The sequence below is a fragment of the Achromobacter sp. HZ01 genome, assembly GCF_003267925.1.
Classification (GTDB): domain Bacteria; phylum Pseudomonadota; class Gammaproteobacteria; order Burkholderiales; family Burkholderiaceae_B; genus Achromobacter; species Achromobacter pulmonis_A.
Genome location: NZ_LWKV01000003.1, coordinates 615,606 through 636,293 on the forward strand (window position 1 = coordinate 615,606; position 20,688 = coordinate 636,293).

The window sequence follows — 20,688 nt, forward strand, 5'->3', positions numbered from 1 at the left end:
CGCGCAACGCGCGCGCTGGCGCGCGCCGGCGGCGAAGACCGGCGGTGTTTTGCATTCTGGAGCGTGGCGACACGCAGCAAGCATGGAAAAACAAGTGCTGGAAATTCCCCGCATCGGGCGCCTGCCCGCGGGTCCGCTGGATTCGATCTGCGACGTGGGCGACGTGACCGTCGGCCACTGCACGCTGTCGGAAGGCGCGCTGCAGACCGGCGTGACCGTGGTGCGTGCGCACGGCGGCGATCCCTATCTGGACAAGACGCCCGCGGCCGCGACCGTGCTGAACGGTTTCGGCAAGAGCACGGGCCTGGTCCAGGTGCAGGAACTGGGCGTGCTGGAAACCCCGATCGGCCTGACCAACACCTTCGGCGTGGGCACCGTGGCCAATGCCCAGATCCGCGCCGCCGTGGCCGCCAACCCCGAGATCGGGCGCGGCATGGCCACCGTCAATCCGCTGGTCTTCGAGTGCAACGACGGCTACCTGAACGACATCCAGGCGCTGGCGGTGCAGGAAGCGCACTACGCGCAGGCGCTGGCCGCGGCCGGCAAGCGCTTCGAGCAGGGCGCCGTGGGCGCCGGCCGGGGCATGTCCTGTTTTTCCTTCAAGGGCGGCATCGGTTCGGCGTCGCGAGTGGCCGCCATCGAAGGCGAGCGGGCCTATACGGTGGGCGCGCTGGTGCTGGCGAACTTCGGCCGTCTGCCCAACCTGACCGTGGCCGGCCGGCCGTTCGGCCGCCGGCTGGTCCAGCAAGTCGCCGGCGGGCAGGCGGGCGTGGCGGAGAACGCCGCCATCGCGCCGGAGAAAGGCTCCATCATCCTGCTGCTGGCCACCGACGCGCCGCTGGATTCGCGCCAGTTGCGCCGCCTGTCGCTGCGCGCGGGCGCGGGCCTGGCGCGCACCGGCTCGGTGTTCGGCCACGGCAGCGGCGACATCGCGCTGGCGTTTTCCACCGCCTACACCGTGCCGCAGCAGCCCGACCGGCCCATGCCCGCGCTCGCCATGCTGCACGAGGCGCGCATCGATCCGCTGTTCGAGGCGGCCGCCGAGGCCTGCGAGCAGGCCATCATCGCCGCGCTGTGGCGCGCCGAGGCCGTGACCGGCCGCGACGGCCATCGGCGCGCGGCCATCCGCGAGGCCGCGCCGCACTGGCGCCAGTGGCTGGCCGACACGGAATTCTGAACCTCCATCCAAGGCACTCCCCATGAAGATCCTCATCTCCACCGATATCGAAGGCGTCGCCGGCGTCTTCCATTCCGAGCAGGTCCGCGCCGGCAACGGCGAATACGAGCGCGCCCGCGCCTGGATGACCGCCGAGGCCAACGCGGCCGTGCTGGGGGCGATCGCCGGAGGCGCGGAAGAAATCCTGGTCAACGATTCGCATGGCGGGTTCCGCAACCTGCTGCCCGACGGTCTGGACGAGCGCGCCCGCCTGGTGCTGGGCAAGCCGCGCTACCTGGGCATGATGGGCGGGCTGGAAGAGGGCTGCGACGCCGTCGTCATGATCGGCTACCACTCGCGCTCGCAGGGCCGCGGCATCCTGGCCCACACCATCAACAGCTTCGCCTTCGCGCGCGTGTTCATCAACGGCATGGAGCTGGGCGAGGCCGGTCTGTACGGCGCGCTGGCCGGGGAGATGGGCGTGCCGGTGATCCTGGGTTCGGGCGACGACGTGTTCATCGAGGAAACCCGCGATCTCTTCCCCGGCGCCGAATGGGTGCAGACCAAGACGGCGCATGGCCAGGGCAGCGGCGTGACCCTGTCGCCGGCCGCCTCGCGCCGCGCGATCGCCGCGGCCGCCGAGACCGCGGTGCGCAAACTGAAGGCGGGCGGCGCCGGCAAGGCCGTTCCTTTCCGCATTCCCGCCCCTATAGAATGCCGGTTGCAGACGCAAAGCGCCGCCCTGGCCGACCTGTTCTGCATGTGGCCCAGCCTGGAGCGGGTCGATGGCGCGACCCTGCGGTTCACTACCGACAGCATGCAGTCCGCCATCCGCACGCTCAACAGCCTGGCGGCCATGTCCTTCATGTTGCGCTAGGGCCCACAGCCTTCGAGGATTCCATGCCAAGCACCGACGCCCGTATCGCCCAATTGCGGCAGGCCATGAGCCGCCGCGGCCTGTCCGCCTATATCGTCCCGTCTTCGGACCCGCATCTGTCCGAGTATCTTCCGGAGCGCTGGCAGGGGCGGCGCTGGTTGTCCGGTTTCACGGGGTCCGTCGGCACGCTGGTGGTCACCGCCGATTTCGCCGGCCTGTGGGTCGACAGCCGCTACTGGGTGCAGGCCGAGGCGCAGCTGGCCGGGACCTGCGTGCAGCTGATGAAGATCGCGCTGGCGTCCACGCCCGGCCACGTCGACTGGCTGGCCGCCAACACCGGCCCGGGCGACGTGATCGGGGTGGACGGCCAGGTACTGGGGCTGGGCGCGTTCCGCGCGCTGTCGGCGGCCGCGGCGTCTTGCGGCGCCGCGCTGGAGATCCGGCTGGACCTGCTCGACGAGATCTGGCCCGGCCGCGCCGGCCTGCCGACCGCGCCGATCTACGACCACGTGGCGCCCGAGGCCTGCGTCACGCGCGCCGACAAGCTCGCGCAGGTGCGCGAAGCCATGCGCGCACACGGTGCGGACGTGCATTTCCTGTGCACGCTGGACGACATCGCCTGGCTCTTCAACCTGCGCGGCGCGGACGTGGACTACAACCCGGTGTTCGTCGGCCACGCGCTGGTCGGCCTGGACCACGCCACGCTGTTCGTGGCCGAGGGCAAGATCGACGCCGCCCTGCGCGCGCTGCTGGCGCGCGACGGCGTCGAGGTGGCCGACTACGCCCAGGCGGCCGATGCGCTGGCCTCGCTGGAACGGGACCAGAAACTCCTGATCGATCCGGCGCGCGTGACCTGCGGCGTGTTCCATGCGATGGACCCGGCCGTGCCGCGGGTCGAGGCCATCAATCCGTCGACGCTGCTGAAATCGCGCAAGACCGACGCCGAACTGGCCCAGGTGCGCCAGGCCATGGCGCAGGACGGCGCGGCGCTGTGCGAATTCTTCGCCTGGTTCGAAGGCGCGCAGGGCGGGCAGACCATCACCGAACTGACCATAGACGAGCAGATCACCGCGGCCCGCGCGCGCCGGCCCGGCTACGTCTGCCCGAGCTTCGCCACCATCGCCGGATTCAACGCCAACGGCGCGATGCCGCATTACCGCGCCACGCCCGAGTCGCACGCCGTGATCGAAGGCGACGGGCTCTTGCTGATCGATTCGGGCGGCCAGTACCTGGGCGGCACCACCGACATCACCCGCGTGGTCGCGGTGGGCGAGCCCAGCGCCGACCAGAAGGTCGATTTCACGCTGGTGCTCAAGGGCATGATCGCGCTGTCGCGCGCCTCGTTTCCGCGCGGCACGCCGTCGCCCATGCTCGACGCCATCGCGCGCGCGCCGATCTGGGAAGGCGGAGCCGAGTACGGCCACGGCACGGGACATGGCGTGGGCTATTTCCTGAACGTGCACGAAGGGCCGCAGGTCATTTCGTACCGCGCCGCGCCGGGTCCGCACACGGCGATGGAGCCGGGCATGATCACCTCCAACGAACCCGGCATCTACCGCCCGGGGCGCTGGGGCGTGCGCATCGAGAACCTGGTGGCCAACCGCGCCTGGCTGACTTCCGAGCTGGGCGAGTTCCTGTGCTTCGAGACGTTGACGCTGTGCCCGATCGACACGCGCTGCATCGAGCCCTCGCTGATGCGCCCCGACGAGATCGCCTGGCTCAACGACTATCACCGCACGGTGTACGACCGCCTGTCGCCGCTGGTCCAGGGCGAGGCGCTGGCCTGGCTGGAACGCCGCACGGCGGCGATCTGAACGGCCGCGGCCCGGCGGCGCGCCGGGTCGCGATAAAACAGGGACGCAGCACGCGCGCGACAGCGCGGGAGTGCTGCCAAATGTTACGCCTGTTCGCTAAGGGAAAACCCAAACAAGTTCCGCCTCCCGGCTATAATCCAAATTTCCCGCACGCGCCCGTTCGTCCCGGGTGCTCATTACGATGACCAAATACGTATTTGTCACCGGCGGTGTGGTGTCTTCCCTGGGCAAGGGCATCGCCGCCGCGTCGCTTGCCGCCATCCTCGAGTCGCGTGGCCTGCAAGTCACCATGCTGAAGCTCGATCCGTACATCAACGTCGACCCGGGCACCATGAGCCCGTTCCAGCATGGCGAGGTTTTCGTCACCGAAGACGGCGCCGAGACCGACCTGGACCTGGGCCACTACGAGCGCTTCATTTCCGCTCGCATGCACAAGGTGAACAACTTCACCACCGGCCAGATCTATGAATCCGTGCTGCGCAAAGAGCGCCGCGGCGACTATCTGGGCAAGACCGTGCAGGTCATTCCCCACATCACCAACGAAATCCAGGACTTCATCGCCCGTGGCGCCGAAGCCGCCTGGAACGGCAACACCGACGTCGCCATCGTCGAGATCGGCGGCACCGTGGGCGACATCGAGTCCCTGCCGTTCCTGGAAGCCGCGCGCCAGATGAGCCTGCGCATGGGCCGCAACAACGCGGCCTTCGTGCACCTGACGCTGGTGCCGTTCATCGCCTCGGCCGGCGAACTCAAGACCAAGCCCACCCAGCATTCGGTGCAGAAGCTGCGCGAAATCGGCATCTACCCGAACGCGCTGCTGTGCCGCGCCGACCGCCGCATCCCGGACGACGAGCGCGCCAAGATCTCGATGTTCTCCAACGTGCCGCTGGACGCGGTGGTGTCGGTGTGGGACGCCGATTCGATCTACAAGATTCCGGCCATGCTGCACAAGCAGGGCGTGGACAACATCGTCTGCGAAGCGCTGGGCCTGACCCCGCCGCCGGCCGACCTGTCCATGTGGGACAACCTGGTCGAAGCGCTGGAAAACCCCCAGCACGAGCTCACCATCGGCATGGTCGGCAAGTACGTCGACCTGACCGAATCGTACAAGTCGCTGACCGAGGCCCTGGTCCACGCCGGCATCCACACGCGCTCGAAGATCAACATCGAGTACATCGATTCCGAAGACATCGAGACCCGCGGCACCGACCAGCTCAAGCACCTGGACGCCATCCTGGTGCCGGGCGGCTTCGGCAAGCGCGGCACCGAGGGCAAGATCGCCGCCATCCGCTACGCCCGTGAAAACGGCGTTCCCTACCTGGGCATCTGCCTGGGCATGCAGCTGGCCGTCATCGAGTTCGCCCGCCACGTCGCCGGCCTGGGCGGCGCCAACAGCACCGAGTTCGATCCGTCCGCCCCGCATCCGGTGGTGGCCCTGATCACCGAATGGATGGACCGCGAAGGCAAGGTCGAAAAGCGCGACCACTCGTCCGACCTGGGCGGCACCATGCGCAAGGGCGCGCAGCGCGTGCCGATCAAGCCGGGCACCCGCGCGCAGGCCATCTACGGCGACGAAGTCAACGAGCGCCACCGCCACCGCTACGAAGTCAACAACGTCTACGTGCCCCGCCTCGAAGAGGCCGGCATGGTGATCAGCGCGCGCACGCCCACCGAGAACCTGCCCGAAATGATGGAACTGCCCAACCACCCGTGGTTCGTGGGCGTGCAGTTCCACCCGGAGTTCACGTCCACGCCGCGCGACGGCCACCCCTTGTTCTCCAGCTATATCCGCGCCGCCATCGAGCAGAAGGCTCGCCGCGGCCAGGAAGCGTAATGCGCGGCTGCGGTCTCGAGTTCCGCGTGCGGATCTCCGGGACCGCGGCCCCGCGTAGCGGCGCCGCCCTGTACGGCGGCGCTGCTTTCGGATACAACCAATTAGCATCGGATATGCGTCGCCAGGCCGCCTTGCGCGACACTGGCGGCGTCGCCGCATCCGGCGTCACACCGAAACCAACGCAACTGTCCTGAAGGAACCCCATGAGTGCTTACCTCATCGCCGACGTCACAGTGACCAAGCCCGCGCAATACGAGGACTACAAGCGTCTGTCCACGCTCGCCATGCGCGCGTACGATGCAAAGGTCCTGGTGCGCGGCGGCGAGTCCAAGCACCTCGAGGGCCGTAAGCCTGGCCGCACCGTCGTCATGGAGTTTCCCTCCCTGGCCGCGGCCCAGGCCTTCTACGACTCCTGGCAGTACCGCCGCGCCCGCAATGCCCGCGAAGGCGCGGCCGTCATGAATATGTTTATCGTTCAGGGAATGTAAAGTCATGAGTGCAATCGTCGACATCATCGGCCGCGAGATTCTGGATTCGCGCGGCAACCCCACCGTGGAATGCGATGTGCTGCTGGAATCCGGCGCCATGGGCCGCGCGGCCGTGCCGTCGGGCGCCTCCACCGGCGCGCGCGAAGCCATCGAACTGCGCGACGGCGACAAGAGCCGCTACCTGGGCAAGGGCGTGCTGCGCGCCGTCGAGAACCTGAATACGGAAATCTCGGAAGCCCTGATGGGCCTGGACGCCCAGGAACAGACCTTCGTCGATCGCACCCTGATCGAGCTGGACGGCACCGAATCCAAGGAACGCCTGGGCGCCAACGCCATCCTGGCCGCTTCCATGGCCGTGGCCCGCGCGGCGGCCGACGAATCCGGCCTGTCGCTGTACCGCTATTTCGGCGGCAGCGGCCCCATGAGCATGCCCGTGCCGATGATGAACGTCATCAACGGCGGCGCGCACGCCAACAACACCCTCGACCTGCAGGAACTGATGATCCTGCCGGTGGGCGCCGGCAGCTTCCGTGAAGCCCTGCGCTGGGGCGCCGAAGTCTTCCACATGCTCAAGAAGCTGATCCACGGCCAGGGCATGTCCACGGCGGTGGGCGACGAGGGCGGTTTCGCGCCCAACGTGGCCAGCCACGAAGCCGCGATCCAGCTGATCCTGAAGGCCATCACCGAAGCCGGCTACGAGCCGGGTTCGCAGATCGCCCTGGGCCTGGACTGCGCCAGCTCCGAGTTCTACCGCGACGGCAAGTACACGCTGGCCGGCGAAGGCGGCATTTCGCTGTCCTCGCAGGAATTCGCCAACCTGCTGGCGACCTGGTGCGACAAATACCCGATCATCTCGATCGAAGACGGCATGGCCGAAAACGACTGGGAAGGCTGGAAGCTGCTGACCGACCAGCTCGGCAAAAAGGTGCAGCTGGTGGGCGACGACCTGTTCGTCACCAACACCAAGATCCTGCGCGAAGGCATCCAGAAGGGCGTGGCCAACTCGATCCTCATCAAGATCAACCAGATCGGCACGCTGACCGAAACCTTCGCCGCCATCGAAATGGCCAAGCGCGCCGGCTACACCGCCGTCGTGTCGCACCGTTCGGGCGAAACAGAGGATTCCACCATCGCCGACATCGCCGTGGCCACCAACGCCATGCAGATCAAGACCGGCTCGCTGTCGCGTTCGGACCGCATGGCCAAGTACAACCAGCTGCTGCGCATCGAGGAAGAACTGGCCGAAGTGGCGTCGTATCCCGGCCTGGAAGCCTTCTACAACCTGCGTTGATGAAAAACGCGGCCCGCAACCCGGGCCGCGCAAACGCCGCGACTGCTGAGGGTTCTCGCGTATGCGCCTGTTGTTCCTGGTGCTGTTCGTGCTGCTAGGCCTGATCCAATACCCGCTGTGGCTGGGCAAGGGAGGCTGGTTCAAGGTCTGGGATCTGCAACGCCAGGTGGCGGAGCAGCGCGAGACCAACGAAGGCCTGCGCGCGCGCAATGCCGCGCTCGAAGCCGAAGTGCGCGACCTGGAGGGCGGCTCCGGCGCCATCGAGGAGCGCGCCCGCGGCGAGCTGGGCATGATGCGCGAGGGCGAGGTCTTTGTGCACATCCTGCCCCAGAACACCCAGCCGCCGGCAGGCGGCGCCTCGCTGGCGGCCGAACCGGCCGCGGCGCCGGCCAAGCCGGCCAAACCCGCCGCCGGCACGCCCGCGCGCGCCAGCGCCCAGGCGCCCAAGCCCGCCAATCCGGCGCCGGCGCGCCACTGAGGGGCCGCCGCAGGCGCGGCGCTCCATTCCCCATTCCCCATTCGCGTTTCCGTTCAGCCGCAGCGCAGCCTGCGGCATTCGCCGTACACGATGCCGGCGGGCGGTGGCGCGCCGCGCGCCCAGTCCGCCGGGTGCGAGTGCATTTCCGTTTCCAGTTCGACCCGGATGGGCAGCAGGCCTGCGCGCAGCGCATTGCCGGCATAGCCGGCGCGGCCGCGGCTCAGCAGCGCCAGCAGGCCGCGCACGGGCGGCAGCAGCGGCCGGTGCAGATAGGTCAGGCGCAGTCGCAGCGTATTGGCCTGGAAGATGCTCTGGCCGCCCGGGCGGGGCGGGCGGCGCGCGTGCTGCAGGTCCTGGTAGTCGTTGTCGATGGCGCGCAGCCCGGGGCCGGCGCGCAGGCCGGGCCGGGCATGTTCGCGAAACGATTGCGCGTCGGGCAGCAGCACTTCGATGCGCCACGGATGCACGCCGGCGATGGCTGCGAGGTCGGCCCGGCCCTGGCGCGGCGGCAGGGCCTGCAGGAAGGCCGCGCGCATGCGCGCCGGATCGCCATGCGCGGTGGCGCCGGCGCGCGCGGCTTCCATCAGCGCCAGGTGGGCCAGCTGGCGCGCGCCCTGCCAGTGGGCGGCCTCGATGGCCAGCAGGCCCAGCAGCAGCACGATGGCCGCCGCCACGGCGAACTCGACGGCGGCGGCGCCGCGCTGCGGGCGGCGGGGCGGGACAATGAAAAAGGCGGTCATGGCAGCGCAGTCTGGCGCCGGCATGACCGCCTGTCGATGCGGACTATCCGAGGGGTGGCTCAGTGCACGGTGGGGGGCGTGTCGCCCGCGGCCGGCTGGTGGGGCGAGAACAGGGCGGCGCAATCGACCGCGTCGAACTTGTAAGGCTTGCCGCAGAAATCGCAGGACACGTCCACCTCGCCGCGTTCGGCCAGGATGTCCTGGATCTCGGCCTCGCCCAGCGAGCGCAGCATGTTGGCCACGCGTTCCCGGGTGCAGGGGCAGTGCCAGCGCACCTCCAGCGGGTCGAAGCCCACCAGGGTCTCTTCCCAGAACAGGCGATGCACCAGGGTATCGATTTCGGTGGCCAGCAGTTCGTCGCGCTTGAGGGTGCCGGCCAGGGCGCAGATGCGGTCCCAGGTTTCGGCGGCGTCCTGGTCGGTCAGGACCGGCGCGTCCGTGCCGCCGTTGTGCGGCAGGCGCTGGATGAGCATGCCCGCGGCGTGTTCGGCGTCGGCCGCCAGCCACAGCCGGGTGTCCAGCTGTTCGGAGGCTTTCATGTAGTGCTGCAGCGCTTCGGCCACGGTCTCGCCTTCCAGCGGCACGACGCCCTGGTAGGCCTGCTGGCCGGGCAGCTTGCGCTGCGGGTCCAGCACCACGATGAAACGGCCGTTGCCGCCGGGATTCAGCAGGCTTTGCATATCGCCTTCGGCGGGAACCTCGTGGCCTTCGCGTATCTTGACGGTGGCGCGCAGGCTCAGGTCGTGGCGGCATTCCACCACCAGCAGGGCGATGGGGCCGTCGCCCTGGATCTGCAGCACCAGGGAGCCGTCGAACTTGATGTTGGCGGCCAGCAGCGTGGACGCGGCCACCAGCTCGCCGAGCAGGTTGGTGATGGCGGGCGGGTAGTCGTGGTTGGCCTGCACGGCCTTCCAGGTCGCTTCCAGGCGCACGGCCTGGATGCGGCCGCTACGGTCTTCGGTAAGGTATTTTTTAAGCTGATCGGTCATGGGGGAATGTTAGCCGATCGGGCCGGCCAAATTCCCCTGTTGCCGGCAGGGGCAGGGGCGCTGCGGGCGGGCCTCAGCCGATCCGCTTCAAGGCCGTCTTGTAGTGTTGGCCCCGCGCCACGTAGTGGGCGGTGTTCTTGTGCAGATTGGCGATTTCCTCGTCGGAGAGCTCGCGCACGATCTTGCCGATGCCGATGACCAGGGAGTTGTCGGGGATGACGCGGTCCTCGGGAATGATGGCGCCGGCGCCGATCAGGCAGTTGCGGCCGATGACCGCGTTGTTCAGCACGATGGCCTGCATGCCGACCAGCGCGCCTTCGTGGATGGTGCAGCCGTGCAGCATGGCCTGGTGGCCCACGGTGACGTTGGGGCCGATGGTCATGGGGCAGCCGGCGTCCACGTGCAGCACGCTGCCTTCCTGGATATTGGTGCCCTGGCGGATCAGGATGGCGTCGTTGTCGCCGCGGATCGAGACGTTCGACCAGATGCTGACGCCGGCCTCCAGGGTCACATTGCCGATGATGTCGGCGCTGTCGGCCACGTAGGCGGCCGCGTCGATGCGCGGAATCAGGTCGTCGAGCTGGTAGATGGGCATGCCTGGGGTCTCCTGTGCGGCCTCAGGCCTTGGAGGCCGGCGGCGCGTCTGTCGTGGCTGCGGCCAGGCGCGCGAGGTCTTCTTCGCGCTGGCGCAGGATGCGACGTTGGATTTTACCGGTGGTGGTCATGGGCAGCTCGTCGACGAACTCGATCTCCTTCGGATATTCGTAGGGGGCCAGGCGCTCGCGCACGTGTTCCTGCAGGCTTTCGACGAGTTCGCCGCGCTCGCGCTGGGCGAATTCCGGGGTCAGGACCACATAGGCCTTCACCAGCGCGCCGCGCTCGGGGTCGGGCTTGGGCACCACCGCCGCGTTGGCCACGGCAGGATGCCCGACCAGGCAGCTTTCGATTTCCCCGGGACCGATGCGGTAGCCGGCGGACTTGAAGACGTCGTCGGCGCGGCCGGCATACCAGAGGTAGCCGTCGGCATCCACGGTGGCCAGGTCGCCGGTCAGGCACCAGTCGCCCTTGAACTTTGCCTGGGTGGCGGCTTCGTTGCGCCAGTAGCCCAGGAACATCACCGGGTCGGGGTAGCCGTGGATGTCGAGCCGGTTGACGGCGATCTCGCCGGTGCCGCCGGGGGCCACCGGCTTGCCTTCGTCGTCCAGCACGGCGACGTTGTGGCCGGGATAGGGGCGGCCCATGCTGCCGGGCTTGGCGGGCCAGCGCTTGTGGCTGTTGCCCACCACGTAGTTCATTTCAGTCTGGCCGAACATCTCGTTGGGCGTCACGCCCAGCGCCGAGCGGCACCATTCGAACACGCTTTCGCCCACGCTTTCGCCGGCGCTCATGACCGAGCGCAGCGCCAGCTGGTAGCGGTTGCGCGGCTCGGGCACGGCCTTCATCATCATCTTGAGGGCGGTGGGGAAGAGAAAGGTGTTGGTGACCTGGTAGCGCTCCATCAGCTCGAACGCGCGCTCGACGGAAAAGCGCCCGCGCGTGCCGACGATGGCGTGGCCGAAGTAGAGCGTGGGCAGCAGCGCGTCCATCATGCCGCCGGTCCAGGCCCAGTCGGCGGGCGACCAGAAGACGTCGCCGGGCTTGGGGAACCAGTCCTGCGAGGCCACGAAGCCCGGCAGGTTGCCGATCAGCACGCTGTGCGGCAATAGCGCGCCCTTGGGCGCGCCGGTGGTGCCGGAGGTATAGAGCAGGATGGCCGGGTCGGAGGAGCGGGTCGGGACGGCCTTGAATTCGCTGGGCTGGCGGGCCAGCAGGCTGCGCCAGGGCAGCACGCGTTCGTCGGCGAAGCCGATGCCGATGATCTGCTGCAGCGCGGGACAGTCGTCGCTGATGGACAGCAGGTTGGCGCTGGAGGCGTAGTCCACGATCGCGACGCGGGCCTCGGCGTCGCGCAGGCGGCTCTCCAGGGCTTCCGGGCCGAACAGGGCGGATAAGGGCAGGACCACGGCGCCGACGCTGTAGATGGCCATGTGCGCCACCACGGTCTCGGGACGTTGCCCCAAAACCACACCGACCCGGTCGCCGCGGCCCACACCCATCTTGATCAGGCCGTTGGCCAGCTGGTTGGCGGCTTCCGCCAGGCGCGCATAGGTCCAGACCTCGCGGTTGCCGGATTCGTCTTCGTAGTAGATGGCGATGCGCCGCGCATCCGGACTGCTGGATGCCCAGCGGTGGCAGCACGCTTCCGCGATGTTGAACTGGGTGGGTACCAGCCAGCGGAATGTTTGGTAGAGCGCCTGATATTGGTCGTTCATGGCCCTATGTTGTGAGCATGTTGCAGCGTGAACGGGTCAGATCGCCCGTCGCCCCAGGTGCAAGCATGACCTAGAGGGCCGTGAACTGCAACATCCCCGTTGCGTAACGGGGACGCATAAGGGTTATCACGGGTGTTTGCTTTGGCGGCGCAGCGCCGAAGGCAGGGCGGGCAGGGTCAGCGAGCGCTGGCGGGGGCCGGGCTGGGTGCGCCGTTCGGCCTGCATGGCGGCCCAGTCCAGCAGTTGGAGCTGGCCTTCGTGGGTTTCGCCCAGGGCCGACAGGCTTTCGACCCAGTCTCCATCGTTGCAATAGAGTATGCCGTTCACGTCGCGCAGCTCGGCCTTGTGGATGTGGCCGCAGACCACGCCGTCCAGGCCGCGGCGGCGGGCCTCGCCCGCCAGCGCTTCCTCGAAGTCGGTGATGAACGACACGGCGTTCTTGACCTTGTGCTTGAGGTATTGGGACAGCGACCAGTAATGCAGCCCCAGCCGGTGGCGCAGCCGGTTGAAGTGATGGTTGACCCACAGCGCCAGCTGGTAGAGGCCGTCGCCCAGGTGGGCCAGCCAGCGGCTGTGCTGGACCACCCCGTCGAACTGGTCGCCATGCAGCACCAGCAGCTGCAGGCCCTTGGCGGTGACGTGCACGTCCTCGTCGAGGATTTCGATGTCGCCGAAGGCGTAGCCGGCGAATTCGCGCGCGAACTCGTCATGGTTGCCGGGAATGAACACCACCCGGGTGCCGTTGCGCGCCTTGCGCAGGATGCGCTGGATCACGTCGTTGTGGGCGCGCGGCCAGTGCCAGTGCTTGCGCAGCTGCCAGCCGTCGACGATGTCGCCCACGAGGTACAGCGTGTCGGAATCGTTGTGGTCCAGGAAGTCCAGCAGGAACTCCGCCTTGCACCCGGCGGTGCCCAAGTGAATATCGGAGATCCAGAGGGTGCGCCAGTGTGCAGGCTGGATGTCGTTCACGGTCGCGTCCCCAAGGGCTGTGGTTGTTCATGGCAATGAAACCACCCCGCGATGACGGGACCGTGAAACCTTTATGACGCTGTTGTGACGCTAGCGTGCCTTTTTGTGCGGCGGCGCGTTGCGCAGCCGCGTGCCCAGGATGCGGTCATGCAGGAACTGGCCGTCGGGATCGAACCACGACCAGATGAAGACGGTGAAGGGCGCGGCCACGATGAACATGTCCATCGACGGCCAGCCGGTGGCCTGGGCGGCCGCCCAGACCAGGCCGGCGCCGGCCAGCACCAGCGGCCAGGCCAGGACGTAGCGCAGGATCAGGCGGGGGGTGGACGGAATGCTGCCGTCCTGCTCGACCAGGCGGATGTTCCAGGTCTTCATGGGCAGCGTCTGGCCGCGGCGGCGCCAGCACAGCACGAAATAGGCGCCGATCGCGACGAACAGCCAGGCCTGGCGGGCGCTGCGCAGGTCCAGCGCGTTCCGGCTCTGGGTCAGCGTGTCCATCAGGTAGCCGGCCAGGAACACCACGCCGAACAGCAGCACGGCTTCGTACATCATGCAGGCGAATCGGCGCAGCCGATTGGGGGTCTGGTCGAGATGGGCGTCGGTCATGGACGCGTATTATGCCCGGAATGCCGGCGCCGGCATTCCGGCCTGTGCGTGGATCCTTTTAGTGTGAACAGGCCCTAGGCGTCGACCGAATCTTCCAGCGTCGACAGCGGCAGGTCGCGGCCGTCCTCGCGCACCCGGGTCTCCAGGCCCATGGCGGCCAGCAGCGACAGGAAGGGGCGGGGCGGCAACTGCTCGATGTTGGCCATGCGGCGCACGTCCCAGGTGCCGTCGGCGATCAGCAGGGCGGCCGCCGCCGCGGGCACGCCCGCCGTATAGGAGATGGCCTGGCTGCCGATCTCGCGATAGCTTTCCTCGTGGTCGCAGACGTTGTAGATGAAGATCTCGTGCGCCTTGCCGTCCTTTTCGCCGCGCACCAGATTGCCGATGCAGGTCTTGCCGGTATAGGTGGGCGCGAGCGAGGCCGGGTCGGGCAGCACGGCCTTGAGCACCTTCAAGGGCACCACTTCCAGGCCCTCGGCCGTGCGCACCGGCTTCTCGGACAGCATGCCCAGGTTCTTCAGCACGGTGAACACGTTGATGTAGTGCTCGCCGAAGCCCATCCAGAAGCGGATGTCGGGCACGTCCAGATGCTGCGAGAGCGAATGCAGCTCGTCGTGGCCGGTCAGGTAGGCGGTCTGGCGGCCCACCACCGGCAGGTCCCATTCCTTGCGGTACTGGAACATCTGGGCGGAGGTCCACTGGCCGCCCTGCCAGGACCAGACCGTGCCGGTGAATTCGCGGAAGTTCACCTCGGGATCGAAGTTGGTGGCGAAGTAGCGGCCGTGCCTGCCCGCGTTGATGTCCACGATGTCGATCGACTCGACGCGGTCGAAGTAGTGGTCGCAGGCCAGGCGCGCATAGGCGTTGACCACGCCGGGGTCGAAGCCCGCGCCCAGGATGGCGGTGACGCCGGCGGCCTGGCAGGCCTCGCGCCGCTTCCATTCGTGGTTGGCGTACCAGGGGGGCGCTTCGCAGACCTGGTCGGGCTGCTCGTGGATGGCGGTGTCGAGGTAGGCGGCGCCGGTGCGCAGGCAGGCCTCCAGTACCGACATGTTGAGAAAGGCCGAGCCCACGTTGATGACGATGCGGGCGGCGGTCTTCCTGATCAGCGCTTCGGTGGCGCCGATGTCCATCGCGTCCAGGCGGTGCGCGCGCAGCAGGCCGGGCTGGCGCAGGCTGCCCTTGGCGTGCACGGACTCCAGGATGGCCTGGCATTTTTCCAGGGTGCGCGAGGCGATGTGGATTTCGCCCAGGCGGTCGTTGTGCTGGGCGCACTTGTGCGCGACCACGTGCGCCACGCCGCCGGCGCCGATGATGAGGATATTGGGCTTCATCTGGACAACTCCTTGTTGTGGATGGCCTGGCCGGACGCTCAGGACAGACTGTCGACGTAATCGCGGTAGCCGAACTGGCGCACCACGCGTTCGGTGCCATCCAGGTCGCGCACGACGATGGCGGGCATGGTCAGGCCGTTGAACCAGTTTTTCTTGACCATGGTGTAGCCGGCGGCGTCGCGGATCGACAGCCGCTGTCCCACGGCCAGCGGCTGCGGGAAATCGAATTCGCCGAAGATGTCGCCGGCCAGGCAGGACTTGCCGTAGACCAGGCAGCGGTGCGGCCCGGCATCGGGCTCCACGCGCGCCTGCAGGCGGTAGATCAGCAGGTCCAGCATGTGGGCCTCGATGGAGGCGTCCACCACGGCCAGCTGCTTGCCGTTGTACGAAGTGTCCAGCACCGTCACTTCCAGGCTAGCGCTGTCGGTGATGGCGGCCTCGCCGGGCTCCAGGTAGACCTGCACGCCGTACTTCTCGGAGAAGGCGCGCAGGCGCGCGCAGAAATCGTCCAGCGCATAGCCTTCGCCGGTGAAATGGATGCCGCCGCCCAGGCTCACCCATTGCACCCGCGCCAGCAGCTCGCCGTAGCGCGCCTCGACCTCGCCCAGCAAGGCGTCGAAGCGCGCGAAATCGCGGTTCTCGCAGTTGTTGTGGATCATGAAGCCGCTGACGCGGTCCAGCACGGCCGCGATGCGCGCCGGATCGCTTTCGCCCAGGCGGCTGAACGGGCGCGCCGGGTCGGCCAGGTCGAAGCCCGAACTGCTCACGCCCGGGTTCAGGCGCAGGCCCACCGGCAGCCCGGCCGCGCGCGCGCCGTAGCGTTCCAGCTGGCCCAGGCTGTTGAAAATGATCTTGTCGGCGTACGAGACCACTTCGTCGATTTCATGGTCGGCGTAGGCCACGCTGTAGGCATGGGTCTCGCCGCCGAACTTCTCGCGGCCCAGCCGCACTTCGTACAGCGACGAGGACGTGGTGCCGTCCATGTATTCGCGCATCAGGTCGAATACCGACCAGGTGGCGAAGCATTTGAGGGCGAGCAGCACCTTGGCGCCGGAATGCCGGCGCACGTGGTCGATGCGCCGCATGTTCTCCATGAGGCGCGAGCTGTCGATGAGGTAGTAGGGCGTCTGGATCACGATGTCCCTTGTACGTAAGCGCAGGCCCGGCGGGGCGCGCGCAATGACGGAACCTGTCCGGCTTGCGGCCGGGCGGGCGCGGGGCGGGCAGCAAAAGCGGCCCTCGGTATCCGGGCTAGATGCTCGGGAAGTGCTCGGGATGAGGCCGGCCACGGCCGACGGCCAGGCGAGCGCGGGAATATTCCCGGCTATCTGGGGTTTCCGGGGTTTCCGGGTTTTCCGGGGTTTCCGGGTTTTCCGGGGTTTCCGTTAGGGAGGTGTTCAGACGGACTGAGACGATCCCCAATTGGAACAGGGCGTCTGGCGACATGGCGTCCTCTCCAACCAGCAGATGTGGTTCCGGCGCAAGGCCGGGCGTAACCGATTATTCTAATTCAGTACGCGCGCAAGCACAAAAGCGGCGCGGCGCGATTGGCCGCATTTCGGACCAGATGACCGCATCATGGCCGCAATTCGCGCCATGCGATCGATGCGCAGGCCGTCCTGGCCGCCGCCGGCCAGCGAGTACATGCCGCCGAGCGCGACTGGCTGCGCCGCGGTCCCGCCTCGCGCGTCGCGACGGTCACGCCGCGCCGCTATGCGGCCTAGTCCTGCGCGGCGGCGAAAAAAAACCCGCCGGTAAGGGCGGGTCTTAAAAGGGGCTGTGCAGCCCCCAAGGGGAAAATCGTCGGGGCCTTGCGGCCCGGGCCATGCTCAGGCGGCGGAGTGCGCGTCTTTGGCGCTCGTCTTGCCGGCCAGGGCACGGACGCCGTGGGCCAGCTTACGCAGGCCGGCGGCCAGCGCCCGCATCGGGTGCGGACGGAATTGTTCTTCAATAGCCTGGAGCATCAGTTGGCGCTCGAGTTCGTCGGTCAGGCGGATGGTGTTGTTCGGGTTGATCACGTTAGCCTCCACGGGCTTGCACAGTTGTTTCGCTACTAGGGATAACCCGAATTATAGGGGTTAACCCTGAACTTGTGCAAGAGGCTGGTGCATATCGGCAACACCACCGTCCGATGATGCACCAAAACGGCACGGCGCAGCACCATAAGCAAAGATAGATGCACTATGTTGCTGCGCGTTGACAGGCAGGCGAGGGGATTCAGGCGTCCCGATAGCCGGCCGCGACCAGTTCGAAGCCGAACAGTCGGCAGTCCAGCGAGCCGTTGTGCAGCGGCACCCGGCGCTTGGGCTTGAGGCGCATCTGGTTGGGCAGGGTCAGGTCGCTGGTGATGGCGTGCAGCTGCCAGCCGGCGAAGTTGCGCTTCAGGCAGGCCGCCCAGTCGCGCCACAGGTCCGGGTCCTGTTCCGTCCCCATGCGTTCGCCGTAGGGCGGGTTGGTGACGATCCAGCCGTGGTCGGCGGGCGCCGTGATGTGGCGGGCGTCGCCGACTTCGAAGCGGATCGAATCCGCCGTCAGCCAGGCGCGCTCGGCGTTGTTGCGGGCGAACTCGATGGCTTGCGGGTCCAGGTCGTAGCCGACCAGCGGCGCTTCCAGTTGCGGCAGGATGCGCGAGCGGGCGTCTTCCTTGAGGTCGCGCCAGCGGTAGGGATCGTGGCCGCGCAGGCGCTCGAAGCCGAAGGGGCGCGAGATGCCCGGCGGCACGCCCAGGGCGATCCAGGCGCCCTCGATGAGAATGGTGCCGGAGCCGCAGAACGGGTCGAGCAGCGGCGCGGCCGGGTCCCAGCCCGCCAGCGCCAGCATGCCGGCGGCCAGGTTCTCGCGCAGCGGCGCCTCGCCCTTGTCCAGGCGCCAGCCGCGCTTGAACAGGGATTCGCCGGACGTGTCCAGGTACAGCGTGGCGGTGTGGCCGGTCAGGAACAGGTGCACGCGCGCGTCCGGGCGCACCGTGTCGATGCTGGGACGTTCGCCTTCGCGTTCGCGCAGGCGGTCGCAGATGCCGTCCTTGGCGCGCAGGTTGCAGTATTGCAGGCTTTGCACCGGGCTCTTGATGGCCGAGGTGTCCACGCGCAGCGTCTGCTCCGCGCCGAACCAGCGTTCCCAGGGCGTATCGCGCGCCAGGTCCAGGATGTCGTCCTCGTGCGAGATCTCGGCGTGCGCGACCTGCACCAGGATGCGGGTCGCCAGGCGCGAATACAGGTTGGCGCGCTGCACGCCCGACCAGTCTGCGCTGAACGAGCAGCCGGCCCGGCCGATGCGGGCGTCGTCGAAGCCCAGCGCCTGCATTTCCGCCGTCAGCGCTTCTTCCAGCCCCTGGGGGCAGGGCGCGAAGACCGGGAACACCTCGGCCTGGCGCGGTTCGCGCGGGCGGCGGGGGCGGACTTCGACGGCGGGTTCGTGGCGCTGCGGCGCGTCGTCGGGCTCGGATTGCTCCAGGTAGCCGGGCGGCGGGGCGTCGTCCTCGAACGGGTCGTAAAAGCGCCCGGCCGGCGTGGCCGGGGCGATGTACTGGTCGTCGCGTTCGCGCGGGGCGCGGCGCGGACCGCCGGCGCGCTTGCGTGCCGGGCCGCCGGCCTCGTCCTGCTTGGACCGCGGCGCGGGCGCCGGATTCTTCTGCCGCTCGGCGGCTTCGCGGGCGCGCTCGTTCTGCGCCACCAGCCGGGCGCGGGCGCCGCTGCGGGTGCGCTTGCGGCTGTCTTCGGCGTGCGCGTCGCGCGCGGTTTTCTTGATGGTCAGCGTCTTGCGCGGACGGTCCTGGTCATCTGAGGACATACGAATCCTGGCGAATGCAGAGGTAGGGGGAATCAGAAGGGTTTGACGACGACCAGCGCCACCACCACCAAGAGCAGCAAGACGGGAACTTCGTTGAACCAGCGATAGAACTTGTGCGTACGGGTGTTTTCGCCCCGTTCGAATTTGCGCAGCATCGAGCCACAGGCGTGATGGTAGCCGATCACGAGCAGGACGAAAAAGAGCTTGGCGTGCATCCAGCCGTTGCCGGGCCCCATGCCGATGCCGTAGCCGATGTACAGCCACAGGCCGAGCAGCACGGCGACCACGGCGAGGATGCTGGTGAAGCGGTACAGGCGGCGCGCCATGCCCAGCAGCGTGGCCTGGACGGTGGGGTCCGATTGTTGCGCCAGGTTCACGTAGATGCGCGGCAGGTAGAACAAGCCGGCGAACCAGGAGGCGATGAAGACTATGTGAAAGGTCTTGACCCAAAGCATGGCCATGGCGCGATCCGTCCGAGGAAAGCCGCATTGTAAGCTGCGCGGCCACGGCAGGCCCGCGTTCGCGCGGGCCCGCGGCCAGCCTTCGGATCAAGGTTCAGATCACATACAGATCCACGTACTCGTGCACCGGCATGGCCTCCAGCGCGCCCTGGTCCAGCGAGGCCTGCAGGATGCGCGCCTGCTGGCGCGGCGGGAACATGCGCGCCAGGTTGGTGCGGAATTTTTCCTCCAGCAGCGGGATGCCTTCGGCGCGGCGGCGCTTGTGGCCGATGGGATATTCGCAGACCACTTCGTCCAGGCGGGCGCCGTCATTGAATTCCACCGTCAGCGCGTTGGCGATGGAGCGCTTGTCGGGATCGTGGTAGTCGCGGGTGTAGGCCGGGTCCTCGACGCAGACGATGCGGTCGCGCAGCGCGTCGATGCGCGGATCGCGGGCCACCGAGTCCTCGTAGTCGGCCGCGGTCAGGCGCCCGAACAGGATGGGCACGGCCACCATGTACTGGATGCAGTGGTCGCGGTCGGCCGGATTGGCGAGCGGGCCTTTCTTGTCGATGATGCGGATGCACGCCTCGTGCGTGCGGATCGTGATCTTCGCGATGTCCTCGGGACGCTTGCCCGCCGCGGCGAGCCGGCGATGGATGTCCATGGCGCATTCGACGGCGGTCTGCGCATGGAATTCGGCCGGGAACGAGATCTTGAACAGCACGTTTTCCATGACGTAGCTGCCGTAGGGGCGCTGGAAGCGCAGCGGCTGGCCCTTGAACAGCACGTCGTAGAAGCCCCAGGTGGGAGCCGTCAGCACCGAGGGATAGCCCATTTCGCCGGTGCGGGCGATCAGGGCCAGGCGCACCGCGCGGCTGGTGGCGTCGCCGGCGGCCCAGCTCTTGCGGCTGCCGGTGTTGGGCGCGTGCCGGTAGGTGCGCAGGCTTTGTCCGTCGACCCAGGCCAGCGAGACGGCGTTGATCACTTCGTCGCGGCTCAGGCCCAGCATCTGCGCCACCACGGCGGTGGAAGCGACCTTCACCAGCACCACGTGGTCCAGGCCGACCTTGTTGAAGGAATTCTCCAGCGCGATGCAGCCCTGGATTTCATGCGCCTTGATCATGCCGGTCAGCACGTCGCGCATGGACAGCGGCGGCTTGCCGGCGGCCACGGCGGTGCGCGAGAGCCAGTCGGCGGTGGCCAGGATGCCGCCCAGGTTGTCGGACGGGTGGCCCCATTCGGCGGCCAGCCAGGTGTCGTTGAAGTCCAGCCAGCGGATCATCGCGCCGATGTTGAACGCGGCCTGGACCGGGTCGAGCTGGAACTGGGTGCCGGGGACCTTGGCGCCGTGGGGAACGGCGGTGCCGGGCACGATCGGGCCCAGCAGCTTTCTGCACGCCGGATATTCCAGCGCTTCCAGGCCGCAGCCCAGGGTGTCGATGAGGCAGTTGCGGGCGGTCTCGTAGGCCAGGCCGCTGTTGATTTCGTAGTTCAGTACGTAGTCGGCGATGTCGACCAGGACCTGGTCGGGATCGGGACGCACGTTGGATATCGGGGCAGACATGTCG

20 protein-coding genes are annotated in these 20,688 nt (G+C 68.0%); 7 read left to right on the forward strand and 13 right to left on the reverse strand.

Annotation, left to right across the window (positions count from 1 at the left end; translation table 11 throughout):
• The first annotated feature begins 82 nt into the window (after positions 1-82).
• The 7 genes from A6B37_RS18925 (at position 83) to ftsB (ending at position 7,938) form a co-directional block, all read left to right on the forward strand.
• Complete coding sequence (locus A6B37_RS18925; protein WP_111826616.1) at positions 83-1,177, forward strand: P1 family peptidase; 1,095 nt, start codon at positions 83-85, stop codon at positions 1,175-1,177.
• Between the two features lie 22 nt (positions 1,178-1,199).
• A complete protein-coding gene (locus tag A6B37_RS18930; RefSeq protein WP_102774462.1) occupies positions 1,200-2,033 on the forward strand; it encodes a M55 family metallopeptidase in 834 nt (277 codons plus the stop codon).
• 23 nt (positions 2,034-2,056) lie between these two features.
• Entirely contained in the window at positions 2,057-3,847 is a 1,791-nt protein-coding gene (locus A6B37_RS18935) for an aminopeptidase P family protein (RefSeq protein WP_111826617.1), read from the forward strand.
• Positions 3,848-4,028: 181 nt separating this feature from the next.
• On the forward strand, positions 4,029-5,681 hold the full coding sequence (locus tag A6B37_RS18940; protein WP_102774464.1) for a CTP synthase: 1,653 nt from the start codon (positions 4,029-4,031) through the stop codon (positions 5,679-5,681).
• A 203-nt stretch (positions 5,682-5,884) separates the two neighbouring features.
• Positions 5,885-6,169 carry a DUF1330 domain-containing protein gene (locus tag A6B37_RS18950; protein WP_102774466.1) on the forward strand — a complete coding sequence of 95 codons (285 nt, stop codon included), beginning with the start codon at positions 5,885-5,887 and terminating at the stop codon, positions 6,167-6,169.
• Between the two features lie 4 nt (positions 6,170-6,173).
• A complete protein-coding gene (gene eno, locus A6B37_RS18955) occupies positions 6,174-7,460 on the forward strand; it encodes a phosphopyruvate hydratase (protein WP_102774467.1) in 1,287 nt (428 codons plus the stop codon).
• A 61-nt stretch (positions 7,461-7,521) separates the two neighbouring features.
• Positions 7,522-7,938, forward strand: coding sequence for a cell division protein FtsB (ftsB, locus tag A6B37_RS18960; RefSeq protein ID WP_111826618.1), 417 nt, complete (start codon positions 7,522-7,524; stop codon positions 7,936-7,938).
• A gap of 53 nt (positions 7,939-7,991) precedes the next feature.
• On the opposite strand, the gene A6B37_RS18965 is transcribed toward ftsB, so the two are convergent.
• The 13 genes from A6B37_RS18965 to A6B37_RS19020 form a co-directional block, all read right to left on the reverse strand.
• Positions 7,992-8,678 carry a TadE/TadG family type IV pilus assembly protein gene (locus A6B37_RS18965; protein WP_102774469.1) on the reverse strand — a complete coding sequence of 229 codons (687 nt, stop codon included), beginning with the start codon at positions 8,676-8,678 and terminating at the stop codon, positions 7,992-7,994.
• A gap of 59 nt (positions 8,679-8,737) precedes the next feature.
• Positions 8,738-9,667 (reverse strand): Hsp33 family molecular chaperone HslO, encoded by a 930-nt coding sequence (gene hslO, locus A6B37_RS18970; protein WP_111826619.1) that lies wholly within the window; start codon positions 9,665-9,667, stop codon positions 8,738-8,740.
• 73 nt (positions 9,668-9,740) lie between these two features.
• Positions 9,741-10,262, reverse strand: a complete 522-nt coding sequence (locus A6B37_RS18975) for a gamma carbonic anhydrase family protein (RefSeq protein WP_111826620.1) — start codon at positions 10,260-10,262, stop codon at positions 9,741-9,743.
• 22 nt (positions 10,263-10,284) lie between these two features.
• A complete protein-coding gene (locus A6B37_RS18980) occupies positions 10,285-11,979 on the reverse strand; it encodes an AMP-binding protein (RefSeq protein ID WP_111826621.1) in 1,695 nt (564 codons plus the stop codon).
• Positions 11,980-12,105: 126 nt separating this feature from the next.
• Positions 12,106-12,948: a UDP-2,3-diacylglucosamine diphosphatase gene (locus tag A6B37_RS18985; RefSeq protein WP_102774473.1), complete on the reverse strand. Its 843-nt coding sequence runs from the start codon at positions 12,946-12,948 to the stop codon at positions 12,106-12,108.
• Positions 12,949-13,038: 90 nt separating this feature from the next.
• Entirely contained in the window at positions 13,039-13,554 is a 516-nt protein-coding gene (locus A6B37_RS18990; RefSeq protein WP_111826622.1) for an RDD family protein, read from the reverse strand.
• A 74-nt stretch (positions 13,555-13,628) separates the two neighbouring features.
• Positions 13,629-14,888 (reverse strand): saccharopine dehydrogenase family protein, encoded by a 1,260-nt coding sequence (locus A6B37_RS18995; protein WP_111826623.1) that lies wholly within the window; start codon positions 14,886-14,888, stop codon positions 13,629-13,631.
• A gap of 38 nt (positions 14,889-14,926) precedes the next feature.
• Complete coding sequence (locus tag A6B37_RS19000; RefSeq protein WP_111826624.1) at positions 14,927-16,024, reverse strand: carboxynorspermidine decarboxylase; 1,098 nt, start codon at positions 16,022-16,024, stop codon at positions 14,927-14,929.
• A 115-nt stretch (positions 16,025-16,139) separates the two neighbouring features.
• Positions 16,140-16,334, reverse strand: a complete 195-nt coding sequence (locus A6B37_RS25990) for a hypothetical protein (protein WP_146748015.1) — start codon at positions 16,332-16,334, stop codon at positions 16,140-16,142.
• A gap of 383 nt (positions 16,335-16,717) precedes the next feature.
• Complete coding sequence (locus A6B37_RS19005; protein ID WP_168202251.1) at positions 16,718-16,906, reverse strand: hypothetical protein; 189 nt, start codon at positions 16,904-16,906, stop codon at positions 16,718-16,720.
• Between the two features lie 199 nt (positions 16,907-17,105).
• Positions 17,106-18,677: a THUMP domain-containing protein gene (locus A6B37_RS19010; RefSeq protein WP_111826625.1), complete on the reverse strand. Its 1,572-nt coding sequence runs from the start codon at positions 18,675-18,677 to the stop codon at positions 17,106-17,108.
• Positions 18,678-18,709: 32 nt separating this feature from the next.
• Positions 18,710-19,132 (reverse strand): CopD family protein, encoded by a 423-nt coding sequence (locus A6B37_RS19015; protein WP_102774563.1) that lies wholly within the window; start codon positions 19,130-19,132, stop codon positions 18,710-18,712.
• Positions 19,133-19,232: 100 nt separating this feature from the next.
• On the reverse strand, positions 19,233-20,684 hold the full coding sequence (locus tag A6B37_RS19020; protein ID WP_111826626.1) for a bifunctional 2-methylcitrate dehydratase/aconitate hydratase: 1,452 nt from the start codon (positions 20,682-20,684) through the stop codon (positions 19,233-19,235).
• Positions 20,685-20,688 lie beyond the last annotated feature (4 nt).